At 44.1% G+C, this 23556-nt stretch carries 24 protein-coding genes and 2 pseudogenes; 20 read left to right on the forward strand and 6 right to left on the reverse strand.

What is annotated here, in order from left to right:
* Positions 1 to 33 precede the first annotated feature (33 nt).
* The 13 genes and pseudogenes from BN3279_RS12130 to BN3279_RS12195 all read left to right on the forward strand — a co-directional run bounded on the left by BN3279_RS12130 (position 34) and on the right by BN3279_RS12195 (position 13419).
* Positions 34 to 660 (forward strand): hypothetical protein, encoded by a 627-nt coding sequence (locus tag BN3279_RS12130; RefSeq protein WP_059051184.1) that lies wholly within the window; start codon positions 34 to 36, stop codon positions 658 to 660.
* A gap of 76 nt (positions 661 to 736) precedes the next feature.
* A pseudogene (locus BN3279_RS24470) lies at positions 737 to 1564 on the forward strand (polymorphic toxin-type HINT domain-containing protein); the annotation flags it as partial.
* Between the two features lie 168 nt (positions 1565 to 1732).
* Positions 1733 to 2607: pseudogene (locus BN3279_RS24475) on the forward strand (IS30 family transposase).
* 654 nt (positions 2608 to 3261) lie between these two features.
* A complete protein-coding gene (locus BN3279_RS12150; protein ID WP_232436834.1) occupies positions 3262 to 4155 on the forward strand; it encodes a polymorphic toxin-type HINT domain-containing protein in 894 nt (297 codons plus the stop codon).
* A 10-nt stretch (positions 4156 to 4165) separates the two neighbouring features.
* Complete coding sequence (locus BN3279_RS12155; protein ID WP_059051192.1) at positions 4166 to 4501, forward strand: hypothetical protein; 336 nt, start codon at positions 4166 to 4168, stop codon at positions 4499 to 4501.
* Positions 4502 to 4655: 154 nt separating this feature from the next.
* Positions 4656 to 5237 carry a hypothetical protein gene (locus BN3279_RS12160; protein WP_059051194.1) on the forward strand — a complete coding sequence of 194 codons (582 nt, stop codon included), beginning with the start codon at positions 4656 to 4658 and terminating at the stop codon, positions 5235 to 5237.
* A 404-nt stretch (positions 5238 to 5641) separates the two neighbouring features.
* Entirely contained in the window at positions 5642 to 5965 is a 324-nt protein-coding gene (locus BN3279_RS12165) for a hypothetical protein (RefSeq protein WP_059051195.1), read from the forward strand.
* Positions 5966 to 6187: 222 nt separating this feature from the next.
* A complete protein-coding gene (locus BN3279_RS12170) occupies positions 6188 to 6442 on the forward strand; it encodes a hypothetical protein (RefSeq protein ID WP_059051197.1) in 255 nt (84 codons plus the stop codon).
* A gap of 849 nt (positions 6443 to 7291) precedes the next feature.
* On the forward strand, positions 7292 to 8353 hold the full coding sequence (locus BN3279_RS12175; RefSeq protein ID WP_059051199.1) for a siderophore ABC transporter substrate-binding protein: 1062 nt from the start codon (positions 7292 to 7294) through the stop codon (positions 8351 to 8353).
* A 39-nt stretch (positions 8354 to 8392) separates the two neighbouring features.
* On the forward strand, positions 8393 to 9394 hold the full coding sequence (locus BN3279_RS12180) for an ABC transporter permease (RefSeq protein WP_059051813.1): 1002 nt from the start codon (positions 8393 to 8395) through the stop codon (positions 9392 to 9394).
* Entirely contained in the window at positions 9391 to 10422 is a 1032-nt protein-coding gene (locus BN3279_RS12185) for an iron chelate uptake ABC transporter family permease subunit (RefSeq protein WP_059051201.1), read from the forward strand. The genes BN3279_RS12180 and BN3279_RS12185 overlap by 4 nt, the downstream gene beginning before the upstream one ends.
* Complete coding sequence (locus BN3279_RS12190) at positions 10419 to 11171, forward strand: iron ABC transporter ATP-binding protein (RefSeq protein WP_059051203.1); 753 nt, start codon at positions 10419 to 10421, stop codon at positions 11169 to 11171. Before BN3279_RS12185 ends, BN3279_RS12190 begins: the two co-directional genes overlap by 4 nt.
* A 340-nt stretch (positions 11172 to 11511) precedes the next feature.
* Positions 11512 to 13419 (forward strand): sensor histidine kinase, encoded by a 1908-nt coding sequence (locus BN3279_RS12195; RefSeq protein WP_059051204.1) that lies wholly within the window; start codon positions 11512 to 11514, stop codon positions 13417 to 13419.
* Positions 13420 to 13493: 74 nt separating this feature from the next.
* Here BN3279_RS12195 and BN3279_RS12200 read toward each other — a convergent pair whose 3' ends face one another.
* From BN3279_RS12200 to ytaF, 3 genes are all read right to left on the reverse strand, one after another.
* Complete coding sequence (locus BN3279_RS12200) at positions 13494 to 13736, reverse strand: NHLP leader peptide family RiPP precursor (protein ID WP_059051205.1); 243 nt, start codon at positions 13734 to 13736, stop codon at positions 13494 to 13496.
* A gap of 68 nt (positions 13737 to 13804) precedes the next feature.
* The gene (locus tag BN3279_RS12205; protein ID WP_059051206.1) at positions 13805 to 14749 is read right to left on the reverse strand and encodes a hypothetical protein; all 945 of its coding nucleotides are present in this window, start codon (positions 14747 to 14749) and stop codon (positions 13805 to 13807) included.
* 84 nt (positions 14750 to 14833) lie between these two features.
* Positions 14834 to 15445 carry a sporulation membrane protein YtaF gene (gene ytaF, locus BN3279_RS12210; RefSeq protein ID WP_059051207.1) on the reverse strand — a complete coding sequence of 204 codons (612 nt, stop codon included), beginning with the start codon at positions 15443 to 15445 and terminating at the stop codon, positions 14834 to 14836.
* A gap of 183 nt (positions 15446 to 15628) precedes the next feature.
* Here ytaF and BN3279_RS12215 point away from each other — a divergent pair, with 183 nt between their 5' ends.
* Positions 15629 to 15835 (forward strand): twin-arginine translocase TatA/TatE family subunit, encoded by a 207-nt coding sequence (locus BN3279_RS12215; RefSeq protein ID WP_018751012.1) that lies wholly within the window; start codon positions 15629 to 15631, stop codon positions 15833 to 15835.
* An 80-nt stretch (positions 15836 to 15915) separates the two neighbouring features.
* Here the strand turns inward: BN3279_RS12215 and BN3279_RS12220 are convergent, their stop codons facing one another.
* Positions 15916 to 16554 carry a nitroreductase family protein gene (locus BN3279_RS12220; RefSeq protein ID WP_059051209.1) on the reverse strand — a complete coding sequence of 213 codons (639 nt, stop codon included), beginning with the start codon at positions 16552 to 16554 and terminating at the stop codon, positions 15916 to 15918.
* Positions 16555 to 16685: 131 nt separating this feature from the next.
* Here BN3279_RS12220 and BN3279_RS12225 point away from each other — a divergent pair, with 131 nt between their 5' ends.
* Positions 16686 to 17057 (forward strand): MerR family transcriptional regulator, encoded by a 372-nt coding sequence (locus BN3279_RS12225; RefSeq protein WP_059051211.1) that lies wholly within the window; start codon positions 16686 to 16688, stop codon positions 17055 to 17057.
* Positions 17058 to 17115: 58 nt separating this feature from the next.
* Here BN3279_RS12225 and BN3279_RS12230 read toward each other — a convergent pair whose 3' ends face one another.
* Entirely contained in the window at positions 17116 to 18090 is a 975-nt protein-coding gene (locus BN3279_RS12230; protein ID WP_392396867.1) for an MraY family glycosyltransferase, read from the reverse strand.
* Between the two features lie 149 nt (positions 18091 to 18239).
* On the opposite strand from BN3279_RS12230, the gene BN3279_RS12235 reads away from it, so the two are divergent.
* The 5 genes from BN3279_RS12235 (at position 18240) to BN3279_RS12255 (ending at position 21768) form a co-directional block, all read left to right on the forward strand.
* Complete coding sequence (locus BN3279_RS12235) at positions 18240 to 18629, forward strand: DivIVA domain-containing protein (RefSeq protein ID WP_059051212.1); 390 nt, start codon at positions 18240 to 18242, stop codon at positions 18627 to 18629.
* A gap of 215 nt (positions 18630 to 18844) precedes the next feature.
* Complete coding sequence (locus BN3279_RS12240; RefSeq protein WP_059051214.1) at positions 18845 to 19309, forward strand: Dps family protein; 465 nt, start codon at positions 18845 to 18847, stop codon at positions 19307 to 19309.
* Between the two features lie 210 nt (positions 19310 to 19519).
* Positions 19520 to 20314: an amino acid ABC transporter substrate-binding protein gene (locus tag BN3279_RS12245; protein ID WP_059051217.1), complete on the forward strand. Its 795-nt coding sequence runs from the start codon at positions 19520 to 19522 to the stop codon at positions 20312 to 20314.
* 33 nt (positions 20315 to 20347) lie between these two features.
* Positions 20348 to 21019, forward strand: coding sequence for an amino acid ABC transporter permease (locus BN3279_RS12250; RefSeq protein WP_059051218.1), 672 nt, complete (start codon positions 20348 to 20350; stop codon positions 21017 to 21019).
* A 14-nt stretch (positions 21020 to 21033) separates the two neighbouring features.
* Positions 21034 to 21768 carry an amino acid ABC transporter ATP-binding protein gene (locus BN3279_RS12255; RefSeq protein ID WP_059051220.1) on the forward strand — a complete coding sequence of 245 codons (735 nt, stop codon included), beginning with the start codon at positions 21034 to 21036 and terminating at the stop codon, positions 21766 to 21768.
* Positions 21769 to 21824: 56 nt separating this feature from the next.
* On the opposite strand, the gene BN3279_RS12260 is transcribed toward BN3279_RS12255, so the two are convergent.
* Complete coding sequence (locus tag BN3279_RS12260) at positions 21825 to 23522, reverse strand: methyl-accepting chemotaxis protein (RefSeq protein WP_059051222.1); 1698 nt, start codon at positions 23520 to 23522, stop codon at positions 21825 to 21827.
* Positions 23523 to 23556: the final 34 nt, after the last annotated feature.

Genomic DNA, 23556 nt, shown 5'->3' on the forward strand with positions numbered 1-23556 from the left:
ATCTGAATTAAACTAGACATTAAGGGGGAGCCTATGAATATAGTGTTACGGATTTTAAGCATTACATTAAGTATTGTCGGTTTTTCATCTTTTACATGGTTTTTGCTGGGATCAACTGCATATTTCCAGCGGGGTATGGATATCATTGGGACTACATATCTATGGGGTGGGGGCGTCCCGATTTTATTATTGAGTATTCTATTTCTAGTTTTTTTCATTAAGAAATGGATTCCGACGAGTACAACAGATAATGTTGGATTTTATGCCCTAGCAGTATTATCAGTACTTCTTTCTGTTGCATTAATTCAAAGTGTTGCTACTCAGGGGTGGTCCGACGAGAAAGTTCGGAGCGACACATTAAAAATGACCACTGATAGAGCTTATGAATATCAAATTAATTTAATTAATTTGTTTCAACGGAATAGCCGTGCAGAGTTATATCTCAAGAAGTTAAGTACTGGAGAGGAGCAAGTAATTCCAATTGCTATTCAGACACAAGAAATGAATACCCTCTCGATGGGCAAGGTTAACAATTGGGCAAGGCTTGAGCCAACGGAAGATAAAAAGCTGTATGTACTGCGTATGACTGAAGAACTTGGCATACCTGAGGAAAATTTCATTGTTCATGTTGAGGAAGGGAAGGCTAGCAGGTTGGAATAATTGACTATAGCCGCCTCTAAGGGCTTTATGCCTTTTTAGGCGGCTTCTTTTTTTAAGCAGAGGAATGGTGAAACCGACCAGCGGAGTGCAATACTACCAGTTGAATGGTCATGGGGATGTCGTGGGGTTGACCGATAGCCAAGGCAACCAACTCAATACGTACACCTACGACATTTGGGGTAACCCGGAAACGGAGGAAGAGACCGTGCCAAACATCTTCCGTTATTCCGGCGAATACTGGGACAACACCACTGACTTGCAATACCTTCGCGCCCGCTGGTACGACCCGAATACTGGTAGATTTGTGTCTAAAGACCATATGAGGTACACATCAAATCATAAAAGCTTTGAAAGAGCGGCTTCCAAAGGAAATCGAGCTTACACATCTGCTATGGCTGATGTTGTTTTTAGATGGAACATTTTGATGATATTATATTTGCGCTTACTTTATTGCAAGGTGTTAATAGTATTAAAGTAAAGGGAGGAACTATAAAGTCAAAGGAATGTAATTGTTTTATCGCAGGAACCAAAGTCCAAACAGACGAGGGTGATAAACCTATCGAAGAAATCGAGGTAGGGGATAAGATCTTGCTAAGTCTGACGAGACTGGAGAAGTAGCATACAAGGAAGTTGTTGGGCTGTTCCAAAAGCGGGCTGTTGAAATCTACTATGTTCACATTGGAAATGAAGTAATTCAGACGACAGCAGAGCATCCATCCTGGGTCTATGGCAAGGGATGGATAGAAGTTAAAGACCTGATAATTGGCGAATTACTTGTTTCCAGTGATGGTACTACACTACACTGGCTATAGACAAGATTGAAAAAGAGTCGCAAGATGCAACCGTTTATAACTTTGAGGTTAAGGACTTTCACTTTTACTTTGTTTCCAATCTTGGAATATGGGTACAAATTGTGCCACTAAGAATAAAGGCAACGAGTTTAGAGGGGGAAGTAGACGGATTGTAAAATGAAGTGCGACACCTACTGGAAATAAAAAAACAAAAGGCCCATGGCCGGATTCGTGTAGAATGAAGGCTCCTAGACCACGCATTCACACAAGGAGAATCCACCATGAGCTACAGACATCTTAGCGTAGTCGAACGCAGCAAGCTAGAAATCCTCCACCAGCAAGGAAAAAGTACCCGAGTGATTGCCAAGGAACTGGGCAGACATCATGCCACCATTGGCCGTGAACTCCGTCGAAACGTAGGGCTGGAGCCATACCGTGCCGAACGTTCTCAGGAGGACTACACCCAAAGGCGCAAGCGTTGCACCCCTGCTGGGAAATGGACACCGGAGCAAGCGGCGATCATTGAAGAGAAGCTACAGGCAACGTGGTCTCCTGAACAAATCGTGCAGCGACTTCGTCAAGAAGGGCTGCCTATGGTATGCTTCAAAACCATCTATCGCTGGCTGTATACAGGCCGTCTGGTGAAAGGCGCGCTTACCGTCCTCAGACACAAAGGGAAGCGGCAGAGGCCAGCAGAGACACGTGGTAAATTCACGGTGGTAAGACGATCTCTCAGCGTCCAAAAGAGGTTCGTTCCCGGGAAAGCTTCGCCCATTGGGAGTTGGATCGCGGTAAAAGCAAGGGCTACGTAGCCACGTTCATTGAACGAAAGACTCGCTGGTACACGGCCATTCGTATGCCTGACCGTACCGCTTTGTCCATGGAAATAGCCATTGGTGTAGCGGCCTCTCAGTACCCTGCTCGTGCCTTTCATACGGCTACCGTTTGCCTATTATGCCACCCTCGAAGCCACTCATGACGTTCAGGTGTATTTTGCAGATCCGTATTCCTCCTGGCAACGCGGCTCCAATGAGAACGCCAATGGTCTCTTGCGGGAGTTTTTCCCCAAGGGCACCGGTCTCGCCCAAATTACCGATGAAGCCTTGAGGACGCCCTGCGATTGATTAACCACAGACCACGAAAATGCTTGGGTTGACAATCCGTCTATTATAAAGAGAAAGATCATTCTACTATTGGTGTTATTGTTACTGAAGATGGAAAAGTGAAAAGTTGGAGCGGATGGAAATGAATTTTCGAAGGAGTGAATTGGGGTTATGGAATGGTTTGTACTATTATCAATTGGTTTGTGCCTACTTTTATTCCCAGGGTTTTTCTCGAAAATCGGATGGTTTAATTTTGATAACTTAAATGGAAATGAAGCCACATGGGAGAAGGACTATAAAAAACACACTATTACAAGAAAGGCTTTGTACGTATATAGGATGATTGGTATACTTTTGGTTGTTATAGGTGTGATAAAGATATTCTTTATGTACTTCAAGCTTTAGTAGTTGCTTTATTAAAATATAAACGAATTTCTCTATAGCCACATGCGAGTGTAACAAATCCATGTGGTTTTTTCTTTTTCTTGTAGCCCCACCCAGTGCCAAATGAATCGGGGGCCTTGTCCAATCAAACTTAACCCTCATCATACCCGTATGATATTCCCTAAATATAATTGTACGCACGTAAATGCTTTAATTCTCTAACCTAATTAACAATCGGCTTTGCATTTAACAGGTTCATTATGGTCAGATACTACTATGATTGGGAAGGTTGGAGTGGGCCAGTAGCAAGCGTTATAAATTTCTTGATTCTAGATGATATAAACACGCTACGTGATCCCAATTCATCTGATTTAGCCAAGGGTCTGTCGATTGCTGGATTTATTCCTGTGGGTAAAGTAATAAAAGTTGGAAAATTAGTTTTAACATTGGCGAATAGTACCGGAAAAACAGTTAAGAAAGAATTTAAGCTAGTTGATAAAGCTTTAGACTTTTCAAAGAAGTGTAACTGTTTCACCGCAGGAACTAAGGTGTTAACAGACGAAGGGGAGAAAAATATCGAAGACATTCAGGTCGAAGATATGGTTCTTGCCAAGGATGAAGAGACTGGGGACCAGGCTTACAAGGAAGTCACGCATTTATATCGAAATGATAAGGAAATTATTTATGAACTGGCAGTAGGCGACCAAATCATCGAGACGACCGACAATCATCCGTTTTGGGTGGAAGGTAAGGGTTGGGTACTAGCGGCTGATTTGCAGGTGGGAGATGAACTACAGCAGAACAACGGAAATACCTTGACGATTGACAACATCAATATTGTTAAGCATGATGAAATGGTTAAGGTGTATAACTTTACTGTTGCTGATTTCCACACGTACTATGTTAGCAGTTTGGGGATTTGGGTTCATAATATTAATTGTGGTGATAAGACTCCAGGAGGAAGAATATTTACCAAACATGGGGCTGAGAGAGCAGATGAACGGGGATTTACCTCAGAAACCATTGATAATATTATAAACAATAATAAAAAGAACAGAGTCAAGGAAATTGGAGATGATGGTAAGGCTCAATGGAGATACCAAGACAGTCGTGGCAATACCGTAATTACGGATGAGTGGGGAGAAAATGTAGTTACCGTTTATTCATATCCTCAAGGTAAAAATCATGGGAATTATATCCCGAAACCTAAGAAATAGGAGGTCGTTTATGAAAGATTCTTTTATAAAATTAGTTAACGAAGTAGATTATGATATTATCCCAGGGCTGTCATCTGAAATTCGCGATTGTTTAGACTATAATGACAAGGTTTTAGACTGCCAAATTGATATTTCCAAAGACAAAGTATATTGTGTAAACGTTAGGTTGCATGAATACACGTTGCCGAATATTAAAAGTGTATTTTCTTCTTTGGTGCAATTTATTCAATATACTTCCACGTTTTATATTAGAAATGATACCGAGCATAACACCGAGTACTTATTATTATCACAAAGCAAGAGAGATCTAACTTTTTATTGCGAAATTGTATTTAGACCACAGTAATGGTCAATGCATAGACCTTGGGGGCGGCAAAACTCAAGGTCTTTCTCTTACCCCCACCCCGTGGCGAATAAATCAGGCGGACATGTACAAAAAATTAACCTATCCAAACGTAAAATATAAGATTACTAACTAGACAAAAAAGTAGGTGTTCTTTTTGAGAGAATTTGGTAACAGTCAAGTTTTTTCAATAAAATATGAGTTTACTAACAACCCCTATGATGAAATAGGAATTATCGGTAACTCATGGGGAGTATTTGAACTTTGGGTAAATGGGAAAGAACTTTGTAGATTCTTAAGAAATAATCAAGAATGTAATTATGAATGGAACTTAATTTATTTAGTAGATTGGATAAGTAAGAACCTAAATAATATTTTATATGATGAAGAATTCCCTCTACCTGTCAATGGTAAAACTACGTTAGAATTATTGATAAATAGTAGCGAATTTAATTCTGATAATGATGATGAGTTTGATGAGTGGTTTAGCGCAAAGCAAGATTGGGAGTTTAAGCATTCATGGATTTCTAGTAGGGGAGGGTCTTACTTACCTGGGATTTACTTTAGGAGGAGTGGCGAGCAGATTGAAATTTCCTGGGATAACGAAGGGATATATAATGATGAGGTTTCATTTCCCTACATGACTGGCGTAGAATATGTTCCAATTGAAGTTTTTGAAGCAGTTGTGAAAGAATTTATTGGTGATTTTTTAAATTATGAAGCACAATATAACAGATAGGATTAGTTTTGATAAACTAATCAGTAAATTAATTCGGGGCTTAATAAATTATATATAAGAATTAGTACTGTTTTAACCTTGATTGGCTTTATGCTTCTCAAGGTTTCTTTTTTTGCGGGGGCACATAAGCCTTGTAAATTGAATCAAACTACGGGGATATTACTGATTAAGGTGAAGAGGCGAAAGGAATCCCAACAGGGATATATTAAAGATTAAAAAAGGAGAAGCATGAAGCTATGTTAGATGTTACGAACATAAAAGTTGATTTTGTCATAGTAGGTGAGGATTTCACAGGAGACAGCATGGTCTGTTAGTACGGGATATGAACCTTCACTTGATATTAATAAACAATTGTCAAAATTAGATTCTAACACCAGTGAAATGATTTAAAAGGAGCAATGTATATGGAAAATCTTAAAATAATTTTTATTGACAATACCGATTTAGCTGAATTTGAAGCTAGTAACAAGGGATATAGAAACGACATTTATGTGAAAATTTCTAACAAGGTCTATAATCTTAGGGCTTATGATCTTGTTAGGCTACAGCAGGATTTTAAAAGTGAGCTTGAAGAGTATGGGTATTACTCCATCGAGCCTAATCTAGTATTAGTTAAAGAGGTTAGTAGAGAGTGTATATACCTAACTATTGAAAAACTTTATGAGCAAAAGTTTTTTGAGGATTTAAAGCCGATTGATGATTACAGAGTTATTGATTTTTTTGATTAGAAATATAACACATATAGATTATTACGAAATGTAGAATGTTACACAGTTAAAGGGAACCCTAAAATTTAAATTTTAGGGCTCCCTTTTTTTTAGAGCTTGTCCGTATTGAGCAAAGAAGGTGGATTTTTTTATTTGTTCATAATCCCTATTTATCAACTATTTTGAATATCCGATAAAGGGGGTGTAAGCAAAATACGGAATATGGAAATGGAGGAAAAGTGTATGAGGATCAAGAAAGCGCTGCTAACTTGCCTGGCATTAGTTCTGGGGCTTGGCAGCTTGGGTGTGGCGCCACAGTTAGCGGTGGGGGCGCCCAAGTTAGCAGCAATTCCGTCGGCGGCGGTGTATCGGTCTGTGGCGGACGTTGTAGCTGGCAGATCGTTCTTAGCGGCCCAGCCAACGGTGACGGATAGTGTTTATTTGATGGCCGACAAAATCGAGCTGGTGATCTCTTTTGTTATTTCGTTAGGTCCATAATAATTGAAATTGGCAAGGGTTAAATAGAAAAAGTCTGCTAATCCAGAGTCCGCTAAAGCATCTTCAGTTAGATAAATTGAATCTCCATGCCAATGTGTATCCATTAAAGGTCCGCGCATAAATTCAAAAACATCGTGACTGGTCAGATCTTCTTTTTTAAGAATTTTCATTGGCTCCCCCAATAAAAAAATAGATATGTTATCAAGAGACAATTCCCCCAATACCACCTCCTAATATACACCAAAATAAAATATTTTTGTAATTAAGGAGATTTCATATGTCATCAACTATTTGGATTGCTTATACCATGTTGATGTTATCAGGTTTTATTGTAATCAGATCCATTCTATTGATTATTAATCGCTCAAAAACAAACAAAGACGTGCGCTTTTCAACCGCTAAGAAGCTTCTTCTTACAGTTGCTGTAGCCGTTGTATATATTGCTGTGTAGCCTACTTTCTAGTAAGTAGGTAGGGTGGATAATAGCTACTAAGTATCGCTCTAATTATCACTTTTGCTTAACGCTCTCACTCCAACGTCCGCTCTAAACCCGCCCCAATGCCTAAGCACGGGGGCTTGTTTCATCTTCCCTAATTTATGTTTCATCCCCAGTCTGCAAGCTGCGTTTAGCGCTACTCAAACTCATGTTCCTCTGATATTTTCCCCTCAGAAGTCTTGATTTTCATATCATTAGCGGCTATACTAACCGACAGAGCGCTCTATTGAAAATGATTATCATTACCAATTAGAGTTGGGAGGGTAAAAATCGACCAACTAGGCAGTACGCGATGCGCCCGATCGGCGGATTGGCGAGTAGAGAAAACTTATATTCTGGGGAGGATATGTAATATGAAGAGGTCTTTTTCTGTAAAGTTGATTATGATGATGGCTCTGCTGGTGTTAGTGCTGGCAGCTTGCTCGAATTCAAATAAAGAAGCTAATCAAGCGTCACAGCCTGCTAATACTAATACTAATGCTAGTGCTAATACTAGCGATACTGGAAGTGAACCGGTAACTACACCTGCTACGGTGGACATTACCGATGCACATGGTACGGTTACGGTTCCTGTTAATCCTAAAAATGTCGTTGCCCTGGATAGTAGAACTTTTGAGACTTTGGCTAGCTGGGATGTGAAATTAGCGGCTGTTCCAAAGGATGTTATGCCTGCTGACTCACCGTATGTCACGGATGAATCTGTGCAAAATATCGGTAATCATCGTGAACCCAATCTGGAGTTAATCGCAGCAGCAGATCCGGAGTTGGTCATTATTGGTCAACGATTTGGCGGTTTCTATGAAGATGTGAAGAAGCTTGTGCCGAACGCAGCCGTGATTGACTTGAATTTTGATGTTTCGGAGAAGGCTGCTACACCGGGTGAGAACTTGGTCAAAGGATTTAAGGACTCTACGATCAACTTAGGGAAAATTTTTGATAAGAATGAAGAAGCCGAGCAACTGGTAGCTGCTTTTGATCAAGCCTTGGGAGATGCGAAATCTGCCTATAACGGAACCGATAAGGTGATGAGTGTAGTCGTTTCTGGTGGAAACATCGGGTTCTCCGCACCTCACTCCGGACGCGTTTGGGGACCGTTGTATGACATTTTCGGCTGGGCTCCAGCATTAGAGGTGGAAGGCGCTACAGCGGATCACCAGGGGGATGAGGTATCGGTGGAAGCCATCGCCCAAAGCAACCCTGATTGGTTGTTCGTACTTGATCGTGATGCTTCCATCTCTTCCGAAACGGAGGCGGTGCCGGCCCAGGATGTAATTGATAACGCTCCTGCCCTTAAGAACACCACTGCGGTTGCAGAAGGACGGATTGTGTATGCACCTAAAGACACCTACACGAATGAATCGATTGAGACTTTTATAGAGTTGTTTGAGAACCTTGCAGATGCCTTGGCTAAGTAAAGGAGTATAACAAAAGTGTCGAACAATTCTACACAGCATATGACCGGGGTTGAGAATTCTCAACCCCCACGTCATAAGCATAACCAGATATGGACAACACCTTTTATAGTAGCGATTCTAGCTGTTATCTTGATGGGCCTCTTATCCCTCTTTACCGGAGTATATGATATCCGGGGACAAGCGGATGGCATGGAAATGTTCTTCATTACTCGTGTACCAAGAACCATTGCACTTATGCTTACGGGGGCGGCCATGTCGATGGCTGGACTTGTTATGCAGTTGATTACTCAGAACCGTCTAGTTGAGCCAACCACCACGGGAACGATTGAATGGTCGGGGTTGGGGCTGCTTGCGGTTTATTTATTATTTCCGGCTCCCTCTTTAGTCTTGAGAATGACGGGTGCCATCCTTTTTTCGTTTGTGGGAACGATGATTTTCTTTGCATTTTTAAGAAGAGTTAAACTTCGTTCATCATTAATTGTGCCCATTATTGGGCTGATGCTTGGTGCGGTCATTTCCGCCTTCTCTACTTTCGTCGGGCTCGTCTTCCAGGCAAGTCAAAGTATTGAGAACTGGTTTGTCGGGTCCTTTGCGCCGATCCAGGCAGGAAGGTATGAGTATCTGTGGCTCATTGTTATCGTGACGGTGCTTGTCTTCTTTTATGCCAATAAATTGACCTTAGCTGGACTTGGGGAGGATGTAGCTACCAGCCTTGGGGTGAATTACAATCGGATCGTTCTCTTTGGCACATGTCTGATCTCTCTAGCGGTAGGTATTGTGGCTGCGGTGATCGGGAATTTGCCGTTCCTGGGGTTAATCGTTCCCAATATCGTATCCATGTTCAGAGGCGATGATCTGCGAAGCAATCTGCCCTGGGTGTGCTTGATCGGGATGGGTACCATTACAATTTGTGATATCATTTCCCGAACCATTATTATGCCTTTTGAATTGCCGGTCTCTTTGATCCTTGGAACCGTGGGGGCAGTCGTCTTCATTGCTATCTTGCTGAGACAACGCAGGTCAAGGGGGAGATTTAGATGAGCGAATTAGTAGTTAGTAACAATGACCAGAGATCAGCCAGAGCCTTTCGTACGAGAAAAGAAGAACGGCATTATTGGCTGCTACTGGCGGCATTAATTGCCCTGGGCGCGTTAGCTTCATATGGACTTCTGGTGTATAACAATCCGGTTCCTGTAACTTCTCCATCATTTATCCCCGTTGTGACAAGACGGGTGGAAGCTCTTGTCGCCATGTTAGTTGCTGTAGTGTGCCAGGGCTTGTCAACGGTTGCTTTCCAATCGATTACGAACAACCGAATCATTACTCCATCGCTATTAGGCTTTGAAGCAATTTACTCAACCATTCATACCAGCACAATCTTTTTCTTCGGTACCGCTGCCCTTGTGAATTTTAGCGGAATAGAGTCCTTTGCCATTCAGGTTGCAGCTATGGTCTTGATGTGCTTGATCCTATATGGTTGGCTACTGTCCGGGAAATATGGGAACTTGCAGCTCATGCTGTTGGTTGGCGTCATTCTTGGGACCGGACTAAGGTCGGTATCGTCCTTTATGAGAAGATTGCTGGCACCGTCTGAATTTGATATTTTACAGGCCAGATTGTTTGCTTCCGTCAATCACGCCGATGCGGCTTATTTTCCGTTTGTAATCCCGGCAGTTATTATAGTGGCTATCCTGCTGTTTGCGAATTCAAAAAGGTTAAATGTATTATCACTAGGCCAGGATGTGTCGACTACGCTGGGGGGCAACCCTAGAAGGAATGTCATTTATACGCTTATTCTGGTTTCGGTGTTGATGGCCATTTCAACCGCATTGGTTGGACCACTTACCTTTTTTGGATTTTTGGTCGCTACCTTGAGCTATCAAGCGGTTCCGACCTACGATCATCGATACCTATTTCCAATGTCTCTTGCCATAGGATTTCTAATCTTAACTGGCGCTTACTTTATGATGTATCATGTCTTCAACGCTCAAGGCGTAGTTTCAATTATTATTGAAATGTTTGGCGGAATCACCTTTTTAATTGTCATACTAAGGAAGGGTGCCTTATGATACAGATCAATCATGTGAGGAAGAAATATGCGGATGGTGTGGAGATAGGACCTCTGAATATAGAAATCCCCAAGGCGGGTTTGACCTCGTTGATCGGTCCCAATGGGGCAGGCAAGTCTACTACCTTGTTAATGATCGGAAGATTATTAAATCTCGATGAAGGTCAAATTCAGGTGGCCCATATGGACGTCTCAACATCCAAATCTCGCGACTTAGCTAAAATTCTAACGATCCTACGGCAAGAGAATCATTTTGTCACGAGGCTTACGGTTAGACAGCTTGCCGGTTTCGGACGGTTTCCCTACTCCCAAGGCAGACTGACCCAAGAAGATGAAGCTATCATTTCTAAATACATTGATTTCTTACAATTAACTGATCTCGAGAATCGATACCTGGATGAACTGTCCGGGGGGCAAAGGCAAAGAGCATACGTAGCCATGGTATTATGCCAGGAGACCGAATATGTACTGCTGGACGAGCCTCTGAACAATCTCGATGTGGCTCGTTCCGTTCTGATGATGGAGCATTTAAGGCGTGCTGCGAGTGAATTCGGCAGAACCATTGTGGCTGTGATGCATGACATCAATTTTGCGGCCAAGTATTCTGATCGAATCTGCGCTATGAAAAAGGGACGTATTGCCGCTTTCGGAGCCGTGGAAGAGGTCATGCAGCCTGAAATCCTGACCGATATTTTTGAGACGAAAATAGAAATTTTCGAGGGTCCTTATGGGCCCATAGCAATTTATTAGTAGTTGCTTAACCTTGATTGGCTCCAAGCCTTTCAAGGTTTTTTTAAGTGGACACTTCTTAGGAGTATAGGGAGTTATAGGTTTTCTTCTAGTTGGATTAAGCATTTTTTCCAAAAGATTCATAGATAAATCATGTTAGAAACGGTAAAATAGCTTTGTTGCTAAAAAGCTAAAATATTATCGTATTTACCATATAATTGAAGGTTTTTGCGAAGTTATATCGAATGGTATGTGTTGGCAGTTCTTTGTATGCTCAATAGCTGCTGCCCGTTCACCACGATACGGCTTCCTGAAGGGAAAATTGTAGGTGGTTTTCTCATCTTAATTACAGAGGTGCTGTATGAAGGTTTTGACTAAGGGGATTATTACTGCTTTTGTATTGTTATTAGTTGTTCTTTGCGTATTTCTTTTTAAAGGCTCGAGTGATCCCGGAGCAAATGCTGTTGAAATAGATAAATGGCAAATAGCTTGGGTGGACCAATTTGATCCTCACACGAGCAAGGAACAGCTTGATAAAATAGATAGCTGGATTGATGTAGATGCAGATGGTCAAATTCCTATGAGACCAAGTGTCGGCATATCCCAATGGATTAAAATACAGTTGCCCGAGTTAACTGAAAATTCTCAGGTTATTTTAATTGATAAAATATATGCTACGCATATAGCGGTGAATGTTGATGGGATTGAAGTTTACGAGTCGAAACGACACTTTAATTATAGTATTAATAATATTATGGTTCCATTAACTGCTGAGAACTCGAAGGAAACTATATACATTGGGGTATCAGCAGAGACAGATAGAATAGGACTTTTCGCTCCAATTAAAATAGGTGAACATCAGGGCTTGGTTAAAGACTTTGTCAGAAATAACATGACAGATTTGATTTTAGGAAGTACCCTGATTTTTATTGCTGCCATCATGCTGTTCTGTTCCGTTTTTCTTAAATATGTAAACATGCCAATGTGGTTTTCACTTTGTGCTGTGATTTTTTCAAGTGGGTTACTAGTGTTAACGTATTCTTCCTTTGTATTCTGGTTATTTGACTATACTATTGCAGGCAGGGTGTTAGTGGTGCTATTTGATATAGCACTATTCACCTTGCTTCCTTCGCTAACATATTTTTTTGAGAAAATATTCGGGCCTGGGAAATATGCCCTGATCCGTCGATTAAGAAAATTTTTGGTCACCTATTCATCTCTCTGCTTCCTTATTCTCATTATTAATGAGTTATCCGGAAATCAATTTTATAAAGTATATTCTCTAATTACCATTCAAATTATAGGTTTCATTATGGTTGCTCAATTCTTAATTCTGGCTTGTATCTTAATGACTAATGTAATTCGTGGCAATAAAGAAGCACTATTGTTTTTTGCTGGGTTCTTATTCTTCGCTTTACTTTGCGTAGGTGATTTGCTGTGGTACTACTACAGTTCAGGTTACTATAAGTTGTTTTTATGGAAAGTGGGTCTAATTTGTTTTCTGACATCTTTAATTATTATATTAGGCAGAAGATTTGCTGAAAATCATGAACAGGTAGTGGAATATTCTAAACAGCTAGAGTTATTTAATAATGAGTTGCAACGCTCTGAGAAAATGGAAATTATAAGTGAGTTGGCAGCCTCTGTTGCACATGAGGTTCGTAATCCATTGCAAGTAACGCGCGGGTTTCTGCAGTTACTTGTCGAGAAGCAACAAAGCTCAGATAAAGTGTTTCTTAATATGGCTCTAGAGGAGTTGGATCGTGCCTCCGCTATCATTACGGATTTCTTGACCTTTGCCAAGCCAGAGGGAGGGAAAGTGACCGAGCTAAACGTGTTGGCTGAATTTGTGCACATCGAAGGGATACTCATTCCACTTGCTAATTTGCAGGGAGGGAAAATTGCTGTACAAATTCCTAACAATCTCTATGTGCGAGGAAATTCTTCTAAATTTAAGCAAGCATTTATCAATATTATAAAAAATAGTATAGAAGCTCTGAGTGGGCAAGGCGAGATTCAAATTTGGAGTTATGAAGAAAATGGACAGGTATTCATCCACATCAAGGATAATGGCGAGGGAATGGACGAGCAAGTGTTGGCCAGATTAGGTGAGCCTTATTTCTCCAACAAAACAAAGGGAACGGGTTTAGGACTGATGGTTACCTTCCGTATTATTGAGGTAATGGGAGGGAGAATTAGCTTTACCAGCAAAAAAGGGGCAGGGACGGAAGCCATTATCCGCTTTCCCTCTGTAAATCAGGAGGCATAACTAGCGCGGATATGATTTAACCGATTCCCTGCCCATCTTGAAGATAAACATTGCTGTTAAAAAGTTGATGAGTACTAAAGCCACATTCCTGCGGGCTTTACTTCACTCTTGACTACTTTCTCCGGATTCGGTGGGAGCACGACATAGAATTCGTCTGCGCTTTCCTCTACCGTTTTAACTTTGATATGATCCGGGAGAGTTACACCTAATGCTTCTTGGATTGCAGCCTTCGGGTTGGCAAGCAACTTTGCTTTGAAGCTAGGATCTTGCCATGCTTTTTCAACAACTTGTGATTGAAAGAGAGCTCCTGATGTCATAAGATCACCCTTTCTACTAAAAATAGTTATAATTTCCCTGTTATCATACCACGAAATTCGACAAAGTGCTAGGAATGAGTCCTATTTTTCGTCAACCAATACGCTAATCCGCCTTGAGTCAACAAATTTCGCTCTTTTTGCAGACTTTTGGCCCCGTCCTTAAGACTTTGCTTCAGGTGGTCATGGAAGGCCTGTAAATGGGGGGCCCCCTCTGCTGTTTGGGCTAAGATCGCCGTATTATGATCCGTCTGAATGGCGTATGTAAGCAAGATGTCCCGGACGTATAGCGCGTGCTTAATCTCCTCCGGCGTGGGTCTGCGTTCCGGGGGAATTTGCAGTTCCCGCTGCACGGCTGAGATTAGTGCGTTATAGCTACCTTCTTGTAAATCCTTCTCCCAATCTTCCCAATCGTCTAGCATTTGCAACGTCATCAGTACGGTGTCGACCGCCGTCTCGAAGTCGGCAATCCGTTCCTCCCGCCCGGTTAACAGTAACGCTCCCACCACGGTCAATTTAACCGGTGCGGCCTTGTGCGCAATACGTACGGGGTTTTCTTGAAAGAAATCGCTTTCATTCTCGAAAGCAACGACTTCAGCCCACTCGGACATATACTTGCGGTAATAACTCCAGAATGGCGAAGAAGGAGGATAATCTGTCGCGTAAATTCGCCAAAATTCGAGCTGTATCAAGTTGGCAAGCGGTAATTTGCGTTTATTATCCTTCGTTTCGGGCTCGTCCATAACTTCATCAATAAGATGGTAATACATCATCACAAAGATCATGGCCACCGTGAGACGCCTGCTGTCTTCCGTTCTAGTGCCTGCGGCTTCCTGGAGCCAGAAAGGCAGAAGATAGCAGATGTAATTCTGTGATCCGGGCCGTTTGAGGGCATGAAATCTGTCAAGGTAGTTAAGTGCCTGGCTGCGGAATTCTTCGGGTATTGCGGACAAGATGTCCTCGGCATGATTAAATGCCAGTTCCAAATCTTTTTCATAATTTGTGAACCATTTCACTAAAAAGACCTCCCTTGATAAGTCTCTTACTTATTATAGCAGGACTCCTTTCCTTGGGAAAGGAGTCCTAATTTTCAAGATATTCTATAACATTTGACGGATACCGATGAAGATGAGCAACAATCCCGAAATCACCGTTGCCCGGTTGCCCAGCTTCTCTGCGGCAAATTTCTGTCCGAATCCTGCGCATAGGGCAAGTAAGAGGAAGCTGAATATTCCAACGGCCAAGGAGGTGTATCCGATGCTGAGCCGGGTGATTCCTGCATTGAAGCCTCCAGCCAGTGCATTCATAGCTAACGCAATTCCTAAAATGATGGACTCACCGAGATTCAGTGTCTTGGAGCTGTCTTTATCGGCTTCTTCCGGGTTGCGCAACAGCCGGGTAAGCGGGTTTGCCTCGTTCTCTGCGGGAACTGCCTTCTTCTCCAGAAAGGGTTGGAGAAGAACCCATATCCCTACACCTACAATCACGATGGTACCCAGCAGCCGGCCTACCCAGGGATGAATCCACCAAGAAATCCAACTGCCGAAGATTCCCGACATCAGAGTGGCCAAGAAAGAAATAATGGCAATGGCCAAATTGGAGTACCATGGAATGTGGATTTTTCGCACCCCATAAGCAAGACCGACACCCGCATTATCCAGGTTGGACGCAAGTCCAATGGCAATGATAGCCCATAGGCTGTAAGCGCTCATGATGTTCGCTCCTTTACGATTACGTGATGACACAGCATATGCCGGGGCGCCCACTTTGGTTTCTAGAGCAAACAGGTAGTATGGGAAGAGCGAGAGAGAAGGGGGAGAAAATAAGAAAGGGTTTCCATTAAATGAAGAATAGTAGTATAATGACCACAAAGATATGCCCGAGGAGTGATAAATGTGATTGAAAATTTGTTGCGCCCGTCCCATTTGTTACTGGTAGTGATCGCAGCATTGCTACTGTTTGGCCCCAGTAAGCTCCCCGAACTTGGACGCAGCTTAGGCACGATGATGAAGGAATTTAAGAAAGGCATGCGTGGAGAGACAACCGATGAGGAGAAGCCGAAGGAGATTCAGGCGGCTGTGGACACCAACAAACCATCATAATGAAATACAGAGGTGAGTAACAACCCCCTTGCATATAGCTGTATGCCAAGGGGGTTGTAATTTTTATAGAGGGTGCTGTGTTATCTCCAGAATGTAATTTGCTCACTGTTCAAGCGTACCGTCTCATATCCTTCTACCTCAGCCTTACCTATGGACAGGACCATGACAGGAACATAACGTTCATCATCCAAGTCAAATGCTTTTACGATTTGATCCTGTTCGAACCCGGCCATAGGATTGGTATCGTATCCGTGAGCACGAGCCACCAGCATAAGCTGCATGGAGAATAGGCTTGCATCAATTTTTACTACTTCCGTTTTGATCTCTTTAGGTAGTTCAGGGTACATGCTCATAATTTGAGGAACCTGCTTGTCCCGTACATCCTGAGGCATTTTCCCCTGCTGCACGGCGGCATCATAGATTTCTTCCACATTCAAATAGCTTTGCGTATCGCCCAAAATTATCAGCATCGCCGAGGAAGTATCATTTTGCAGCGTGTTGAACCGCATCAATGGACGAAGTTTATTTTTACCCTCCGGGGTGTTAACCACGATCACGCGCCATGGCTGCATATTGGCGGAGGAGGGGGCCAAGCTTGCCTCAGCTATGATTTCATTCAACTCTTCTTTGGAAATTTTGATGCTCTCATCATATTGGCGCACAGAGCGGCGTCCTTTGATGATATCGGAAAAATCGTTATTTTGAATTCGTTCTAGCATGATATCTCTCCTTTGAATTATCCGGATCTTTTTGACATTCTCTATGTCGCCGGATATCATAATCGTATTATGAACTATGAACTTAGGTTTATAGCAAGCGGCTATTTTATAACTTAGGGAAGGGAACCATTATGAGAGCTAATCAAGTATCTAAATTAACGGGATTGCCTATCTCCACCTTGCGATTTTATGAGCGTAAGAAGTTGATACCCCATCAGTTAGTAACGAGGGACGACAATAATTACCGGGAATATCATGATGAGATCGTGGGTTTCCTTGATGATTTGAAGACTCTGCTATCAGTGGGATTTACGGTTCAGGAATTGAGCTTGCTTGTGAATGAAAACGAAGCTGCCTATGAGGAGAAATACGGTATCGTATCGGATAAAATTCAGCATATACAAGAGCTTCAAGTGAAGCTGGAAGCGTCCAAGTCATTTCTGGTGGATGTGTTGGAGGGAAAAGCGGGCTTTCAAACGAAATGTGGGCCATTACATGAGTAAGGGAGCAGAAATAAAAGAGCCCACAATGTATGCCTTGTGGGCCGTTGCTACCAATAAATTATACCTGCAATAAGAGCAATATGATCGAGGACAGTCCGAGGCAGGTACTGATCAGATACAGGAACATTACAACCTGTTTCTGATTCAACCCAGCTCGCAGCAAGCGATAATGAACCTGGCTGGCATCGGCCACGTAAGGCGATTTGCCCTGCAGCATGCGCTTGATGACGACAAAGATATTGTCGAAGATCGGTACGCCCAGGGCCAGTACCGGAATAAAGAGTGACAGCATCGTCGCTTGCTTGAAAGCCCCATCCAGGGCAATCACCGCGAGCATAAAGCCCAGGAAGGTAGCCCCGGCGTCACCCATGAACACCTTGGCTGGCGCCTTGTTATACCGTAAGTAAGCCAAGGTAACCCCAATCAGTGCGATAGACAACATAGCCGAATTGGATTGCCCTTTGGTAACAGCGACGACGAAAAGAGTCACCGCAGAGATGGCCGATAGACCTCCTGCCAAGCCGTCTAGTCCGTCAGAGAAATTAATAACGGTAGTCACGCCGAAAATCCAAAGGATTGTCAAAACGAACTGGAGCCAGGCCGGAAGCAAGACGTAATCGCCGCTTAACGGATTGACGAATCCACTAAAGGTAATTCCCGAAGCATAGACGAGAACGGCCGCTGACACCTGTACAACCAGCTTGGGCAGCGCGGGAAAATCCTTCCCCTTGGTCTTGTACCAGTCATCCACTGTACCGATAGCCAGAAGCAGGACACCACCAGCAAACAGGGCCCCTGTCTCCCAAGAGAAATTACGCGTGAACAAGAGATAGGATACGAAGAAGCCGATAAAAATGGCATAGCTTGCTGTCAGCGGAATAGGCTGGCGATGCAGCTTGCGTTCTACATCCTCACGGGGCTTGTCTACAAAATCAAGCCGGAAAGCCAAGCGCCCCAGCGGGGGAATCAGGAAATAAACAATCAGAAACGCTACCAGAAAAGTTAATACGTATAAAATTTCGCTCACCACCAAATGTTAGACTCAACTAAAGCATATTATAAAAAGAAATTCGCACATTGTCGAATGCTTGCTTCACACTACGTTCCGAATAGGTGAATTCGAGGTCACAAATGTGTTACATTATAAAGGATTAAACGATGAGCAAGTACGGAGGGATTGGAATGCAAGATGAGTATACACGCAAATTGGAGGACCAAAAAAGCCTGTTTCGCCAGCTAGGAGTCAAGCTGGATGCGCTCTCGATCCATGAGAAGGATTTCGATGCGAAGATGAGAGGTTATGATAAGGAAGAAGTTGACCGGTTCCTGGATGACATTATTGTCGATTATGAGCGCTTTTACGATATTATTACCGATTTACTGGATAAATATAAAGAGATACAGCGCCGCCAAGCCTACTGGGAAGAAGAGAAGAAGACACTTGCCGCCGCTCGCAAGCCGCAACTGGATACGGAGCATGCGGTAGACCGTCGTATGGTGGAAGAAGGCATCCGTCAAATGGAGCGCAGTCTGGAGCAATTCAAGCTGCATTTGCGTAGTGAGCAACGCTAATGGCAACAGTCCAAGCCGGAGAATAACGGTTTGGACTTTTTTTATAAGCTCACCAATTCTTCACGGGATGTTCATGGTTGAAAGCTTGCAACCTTTATAGACAGATGGTATGATGATATCAAGATTTAGATTTAGTCTAAATTTAATAAATAATCAGCACAACAGATAGACTAACTATCTATTTTAATTTATTTATTGAAACGGAGGAATTACAAATGGCACATCAAACAGCAACTCAAGCGGATCAAGTATTGCAGCAACAACTCAATTTGCAAATTGCGAACTGGACAGTGTTATACACCAAGCTGCACAATTTTCATTGGTTCGTCAAAGGGCCTAGCTTCTTCACTCTGCATGAGAAATTTGAAGCATTCTATGATGAAGCGGCAACCTACATCGATGATATCGCTGAACGCCTGCTGACAATTGGGGGTACTCCGGTAGCTACGTTGCGTGAATCCCTGGCCCTGTCCAGTATTGAGGAAGCCAGCGGCAAGGAGTCTGCAGAAGAAATGGTAGCTGCAGTGATTAGCGACTTCGAGAAGCTGGAGCAAGAATTGAAGGATGGTATGGAAGCAGCAGCTAATGCGGAGGATGAAGCAACAGGCGACTTATTGCTGGGCGTCATCTCTTCTCTGGAGAAGCATCGCTGGATGCTGAACGCCTATCTTGGCAGATAATAATCGGACTAGCGGTCCTCGATTGTAAGAAAGATAATAAGACCTTGCCTGCAGGCGGAATCTCAGAATTCCGCGCTTCGGGTGGGGTCTTTTTTTCATTTAATAGACTACAAAATATTAATTTGACTAGTCTTATAGGAATATATATAATTAACCACATTGAACAGATGTATGATGTATTTATAAAGGTCTTCAACAGGGGGAAATAAGATGAAGAGAAAATTATTATTTACGATGATTTCGTTGCTGATGGTCGGCTTGCTTGCCACGGCTTGCTCCAATTCGGGTGCCGCCGGGCCAGACGGGAAGAAAGTGCTGAGAGTAGGCGCAACAGGGCAGTCTTATCCTAATAGTTATAAAGATGGGGACAAACTGGTTGGCTTCGATGTAGAGGTTATTGAGAAGATTGCGGAGAACCTGGGTTACACCGTCGAGTGGACCAACTCGGACTTCAGCGGCTTAACTGGACAACTGGAAACCGGTAAAATTGATACAATTGCTAACGTGGTAGCGGTGACGGAGGAACGGAAAGCCAAATATGACTTTACAACACCGTATTCCTACGCCGGGGTGACGATCGTTACGCATCAAGATAATACGGATATCAACACATTGGACGATCTCAAGGGCAAGACGGTAGCGGGCGTCTTCGGCTCGCAAAATGTGAAGAATCTCGAGAAGTTTGATACAAATGGCGAGATTAAGGTCCGGACTTATGAAAATCGCGATGGGGCGCAAAATGATGTGCTGAACAAGCGGGTCGAGGGCTACGTAAACTCCAAGTCCTCGTTGCTGGCGGAAATTCAGAAGCAAAGTTTGCCGCTCAAATTCGTTGGCGATCCGTTCCATTATGAGGATGTGGCTTTTCCGTTCATGAAGAAGGAAGAGAATACTGCATTAATTGAACAAATTAACGGAGAGCTCCAGAAATTACGCGATGACGGTACGCTTAAGCAAATTTCCGAGAAATATTTCGGTGAAGACATTACGGTAAAACCGGAGTAATAGCCCGGTGAAGGGGAAGCAGGCGATTTTGATATGAATTTTGATCCTTCTTATATCCTTGTAGCTATGGCGGGTGCCATGAAATACATTCCCATAGCGTTATTCATGGCCGTTCTGGCTATGCTGATCTCTGTGGTGATTGGACTTGTGTTGGCGTTCATGCGGAACAGTTCCAGCCGGGGGCTGCGGTCGACGGCCAGCATATACATTTCATTCTTCCGCTCCATTCCGATGCTGGTGCAATTATTTTTGCTCTATTATGGTCTACCGCAGTTATTTCCTTTCTTTACGAAAATGGATGCGGTCACCGCAGCAATTATCGGCCTGGGTATTAAGCAAGCGGCCTTCCTGGCAGAAATCTTCCGCGCCGCTTTGTTGTCAGTCGATAAAGGGCAGATGGAAGCTTGCTTGACTGGAGGTATGACGAAGGTACAGGCGTATCGGCGTATTATCCTGCCTCAGGCGGCGCGTAACGCTCTGCCGGGCACGGGCAACACCTTTATCTCGTTGCTGAAAGAAACCTCGCTGGCGTTCACGCTGGGCGTCGTAGAGATCTTTGCCGAAGCGAAGATGCAGGCCGCCGAATCGGCCCGTTTCTTTGAAGCTTACTTGGCGGTGGCTCTGATCTACTGGGCAATGATTATCGTCTATAGTTATTTGCAACAATTGCTGGAAAAATATTTGGATCGCCCATACCGGACGTAAAGGTTGGATGGTAAATGATAAGAGTTAAGAACTTGACCAAGAGCTTTAACGGGCTGGAGGTCCTGAAGGGCATTGACCTGGAGATTAAGGATGGTGAGGTACTCTCGATTATTGGCCCTTCGGGGTCAGGCAAATCGACACTGATCCGTTGTTTGAATTTCCTGGAGAGACCCGATAGCGGGATTATAGAGGTTGGCAAGGCCAAGCTGGATGTGGAAAGCTGTAGTCGCAAAGAGATTCAGACCCTGCGTTCACAAACGGCGATGGTCTTCCAGAATTATAATTTGTACAAGAACAAAACAGCACTGCAAAACGTGACCGAATCCTTGATCGTTGTCAAACAAATGGTGAAAAAGGAAGCGGACGAGCTCGGGATGGAGTTGCTTAGACAGGTAGGGCTGGAGAGCAAGAAGGATAACTATCCTGCTACCCTGTCAGGTGGGCAGCAGCAGCGTGTTAGCATTGCCCGGGCGCTGGCCCTTCGCCCTCATGCTATTCTGTTCGATGAGCCGACATCGTCGCTGGACCCAGAACTGGTAGCCGAGGTGCTTCAGGTCATCAAGTCTATCGCCGAGATGGACACCACGATGATCATCGTTACGCATGAGATGGGCTTTGCCCGTGAGGTGTCCGATCAGATTGTGTTCGTCGAAGGCGGACACATTGTCGAGCAGGGGCCTCCGGACTTGTTCTTCAATCATCCGCAGAAGGAACGTACCAAGCAGTTTATCAAGAACTTTCAGAAATAACAAAAGGTGTGCCCATGGCACACCTTTTTTACATACGATCAATCTCTTACGTTGAATCAAACCACCTTGAATCGCTCAATCAATTCATGCAGCTTCTCGGCCAAGCTGGACAGCAAGTTCGCCGAGGCATCCACCTCCTGGATGGAGGCGAGCTGTTCTTGGGAAGAAGCAGACATGTTCTGTGCGCTGCTAACTGTCTCGTTGGCAAAGCGCACGATTTCATCAATGGAGGCGACGAGCTTGTCCGAGCCCTCCGCCAGCAGATTTACGCTTTCGCTTACATCCGTAATCGCTTGGGCCGTGGACTGCGCGGCTTCCTCGATTTGCCCGAAGGAATCTCCCGCCCGTTGTACCAGTTCAGAGCCACGCTTCACTTCGTGGACCGTCTCGTCCATCGCTACGCCAGCAAGTTCCATGCGCTGAACAATTAGTGCGACCAGCTCGGCAATTTGCTGGGCCGAGGCGGTAGAGCGTTCCGCCAGCTTGCGTACAGAGGAGGCGACGACGGCAAAGCCGCTTCCGTATTCCCCGGCACGAGCCGCTTCAATCGAAGCATTCAGGGCCAGCAAATTGGTCTCGGCAGCAATCTCGGTCATGATATCGAGGATGCTTTGCACCTCTTTGGAGTGGCTGCTTAGCTCTTCAATCGTGCTGGACAGATCTACGATCTTGGATTCCATTGTAGCCATTTGCTGCATGCTAGAGCGAATCGCCAACGCGCCTTGATCCGAAGCAGAGGAGGCTTGCTGCGCTGATCCGGAGACATTCACCGCGTGCTGGGCAATGTGACCGATGCGGCTCGACATCTCATGCAGGGCCATCGACCCGGACTCCAGATTTTGCAATTGCAGTTCGGCGCCCTGGGCCAACGCTTGCGAGATGTTTACACTATGCTCGCTGGCGGTTCCCGTCTGCTCGGCACTGGCGGAGAGCTGCTCCGAGGACGAGGCGACTTGCATTGAAGTATCGTTCACCTCAGTAATCAACTCACGCAGGCTGGAGATCATCTCTGCGAAGCTGCGGGTCAGACGCCCAACCTCATCCTCGCTCTTGATCAGAAGCGGCTGTACAGTCAGGTCTCCCTGAGCGACCCGTTCCACTTGCTTGGACAATTTCTCCAGTGGGCGAATCATCCGGTGGATGAAGAAGTACACAAACAGAACGGCCAATACGAATACGATGGCTCCGATCATAAATGGCAGCAGGAGAATGTCCCGCGTTCTGTCGCTAATAATAGAAGCATCAAAATTGATGACCATCAAGCCAACGATCTCTTGCTTCGGATCGTGATTCTTGTAGATCGGTCCATAGCCGCTAAGCAGCTTGGCTCCGTCATACTCATACACCTTCGTATATACGGAGTGCTTCATTGAAGCAATCATCTCACGGTCCTTATCGCTGAAATAAAAAGTATCGCCGGCTTGGTAGCCCCGGGCTTTCACATTCTCATCGGCGGCCAGAATCGTACCATCCAGCGACATTAGAAAGGACTCCTTGAACAGCGGCTTGTGTGCCACCGTCCAGTTCAACCGGGTCTCCAGTTCCGCAAGTCCGGAGGTATCTCCTTGAACGAGACGCTCAATATCGCCAGAATCAAATAATCCAGTCGTGATGTTGGCGCATCCTACCGTTTCAACCCCTGCGGATTCTTCTACCTGACGGTAGGTAATCTGATAACTGAACAAACCGATCAATGAACCGACCAGGACCAGCAGTCCAATCAGCGCATAGGCAATTTTTTGTGCAAAGCTCATGTTACCTCTCCCATCTTGACCTCAAGGATAATCA

Source organism: Paenibacillus senegalimassiliensis (genome assembly GCF_001486585.1).
GTDB lineage: Bacteria > Bacillota > Bacilli > Paenibacillales > Paenibacillaceae > Fontibacillus > Fontibacillus senegalimassiliensis.

What these genes read in the sequence shown, in the direction of transcription:
- BN3279_RS12195 (WP_059051204.1), top strand. Translation starts at nt 11,512, where the DNA reads ATGAAGGTTTTGACTAAGGGGATTATTACTGCTTTTGTATTGTTATTA.
- BN3279_RS12225 (WP_059051211.1), top strand. Translation starts at nt 16,686, where the DNA reads ATGAGAGCTAATCAAGTATCTAAATTAACGGGATTGCCTATCTCCACC.
- BN3279_RS12260 (WP_059051222.1), bottom strand. Translation starts at nt 23,522, where the DNA reads ATGAGCTTTGCACAAAAAATTGCCTATGCGCTGATTGGACTGCTGGTC.
- BN3279_RS12155 (WP_059051192.1), top strand. Translation starts at nt 4,166, where the DNA reads ATGAAAGATTCTTTTATAAAATTAGTTAACGAAGTAGATTATGATATT.
- BN3279_RS12255 (WP_059051220.1), top strand. Translation starts at nt 21,034, where the DNA reads ATGATAAGAGTTAAGAACTTGACCAAGAGCTTTAACGGGCTGGAGGTC.
- BN3279_RS12250 (WP_059051218.1), top strand. Translation starts at nt 20,348, where the DNA reads ATGAATTTTGATCCTTCTTATATCCTTGTAGCTATGGCGGGTGCCATG.
- BN3279_RS12200 (WP_059051205.1), bottom strand. Translation starts at nt 13,736, where the DNA reads ATGACATCAGGAGCTCTCTTTCAATCACAAGTTGTTGAAAAAGCATGG.
- BN3279_RS12185 (WP_059051201.1), top strand. Translation starts at nt 9,391, where the DNA reads ATGAGCGAATTAGTAGTTAGTAACAATGACCAGAGATCAGCCAGAGCC.
- BN3279_RS12180 (WP_059051813.1), top strand. Translation starts at nt 8,393, where the DNA reads ATGACCGGGGTTGAGAATTCTCAACCCCCACGTCATAAGCATAACCAG.
- BN3279_RS12245 (WP_059051217.1), top strand. Translation starts at nt 19,520, where the DNA reads ATGAAGAGAAAATTATTATTTACGATGATTTCGTTGCTGATGGTCGGC.
- BN3279_RS12175 (WP_059051199.1), top strand. Translation starts at nt 7,292, where the DNA reads ATGAAGAGGTCTTTTTCTGTAAAGTTGATTATGATGATGGCTCTGCTG.
- BN3279_RS12130 (WP_059051184.1), top strand. Translation starts at nt 34, where the DNA reads ATGAATATAGTGTTACGGATTTTAAGCATTACATTAAGTATTGTCGGT.
- BN3279_RS12190 (WP_059051203.1), top strand. Translation starts at nt 10,419, where the DNA reads ATGATACAGATCAATCATGTGAGGAAGAAATATGCGGATGGTGTGGAG.
- ytaF (WP_059051207.1), bottom strand. Translation starts at nt 15,445, where the DNA reads ATGAGCGCTTACAGCCTATGGGCTATCATTGCCATTGGACTTGCGTCC.
- BN3279_RS12170 (WP_059051197.1), top strand. Translation starts at nt 6,188, where the DNA reads ATGAGGATCAAGAAAGCGCTGCTAACTTGCCTGGCATTAGTTCTGGGG.
- BN3279_RS12165 (WP_059051195.1), top strand. Translation starts at nt 5,642, where the DNA reads ATGGAAAATCTTAAAATAATTTTTATTGACAATACCGATTTAGCTGAA.
- BN3279_RS12235 (WP_059051212.1), top strand. Translation starts at nt 18,240, where the DNA reads ATGCAAGATGAGTATACACGCAAATTGGAGGACCAAAAAAGCCTGTTT.
- BN3279_RS12240 (WP_059051214.1), top strand. Translation starts at nt 18,845, where the DNA reads ATGGCACATCAAACAGCAACTCAAGCGGATCAAGTATTGCAGCAACAA.
- BN3279_RS12220 (WP_059051209.1), bottom strand. Translation starts at nt 16,554, where the DNA reads ATGCTAGAACGAATTCAAAATAACGATTTTTCCGATATCATCAAAGGA.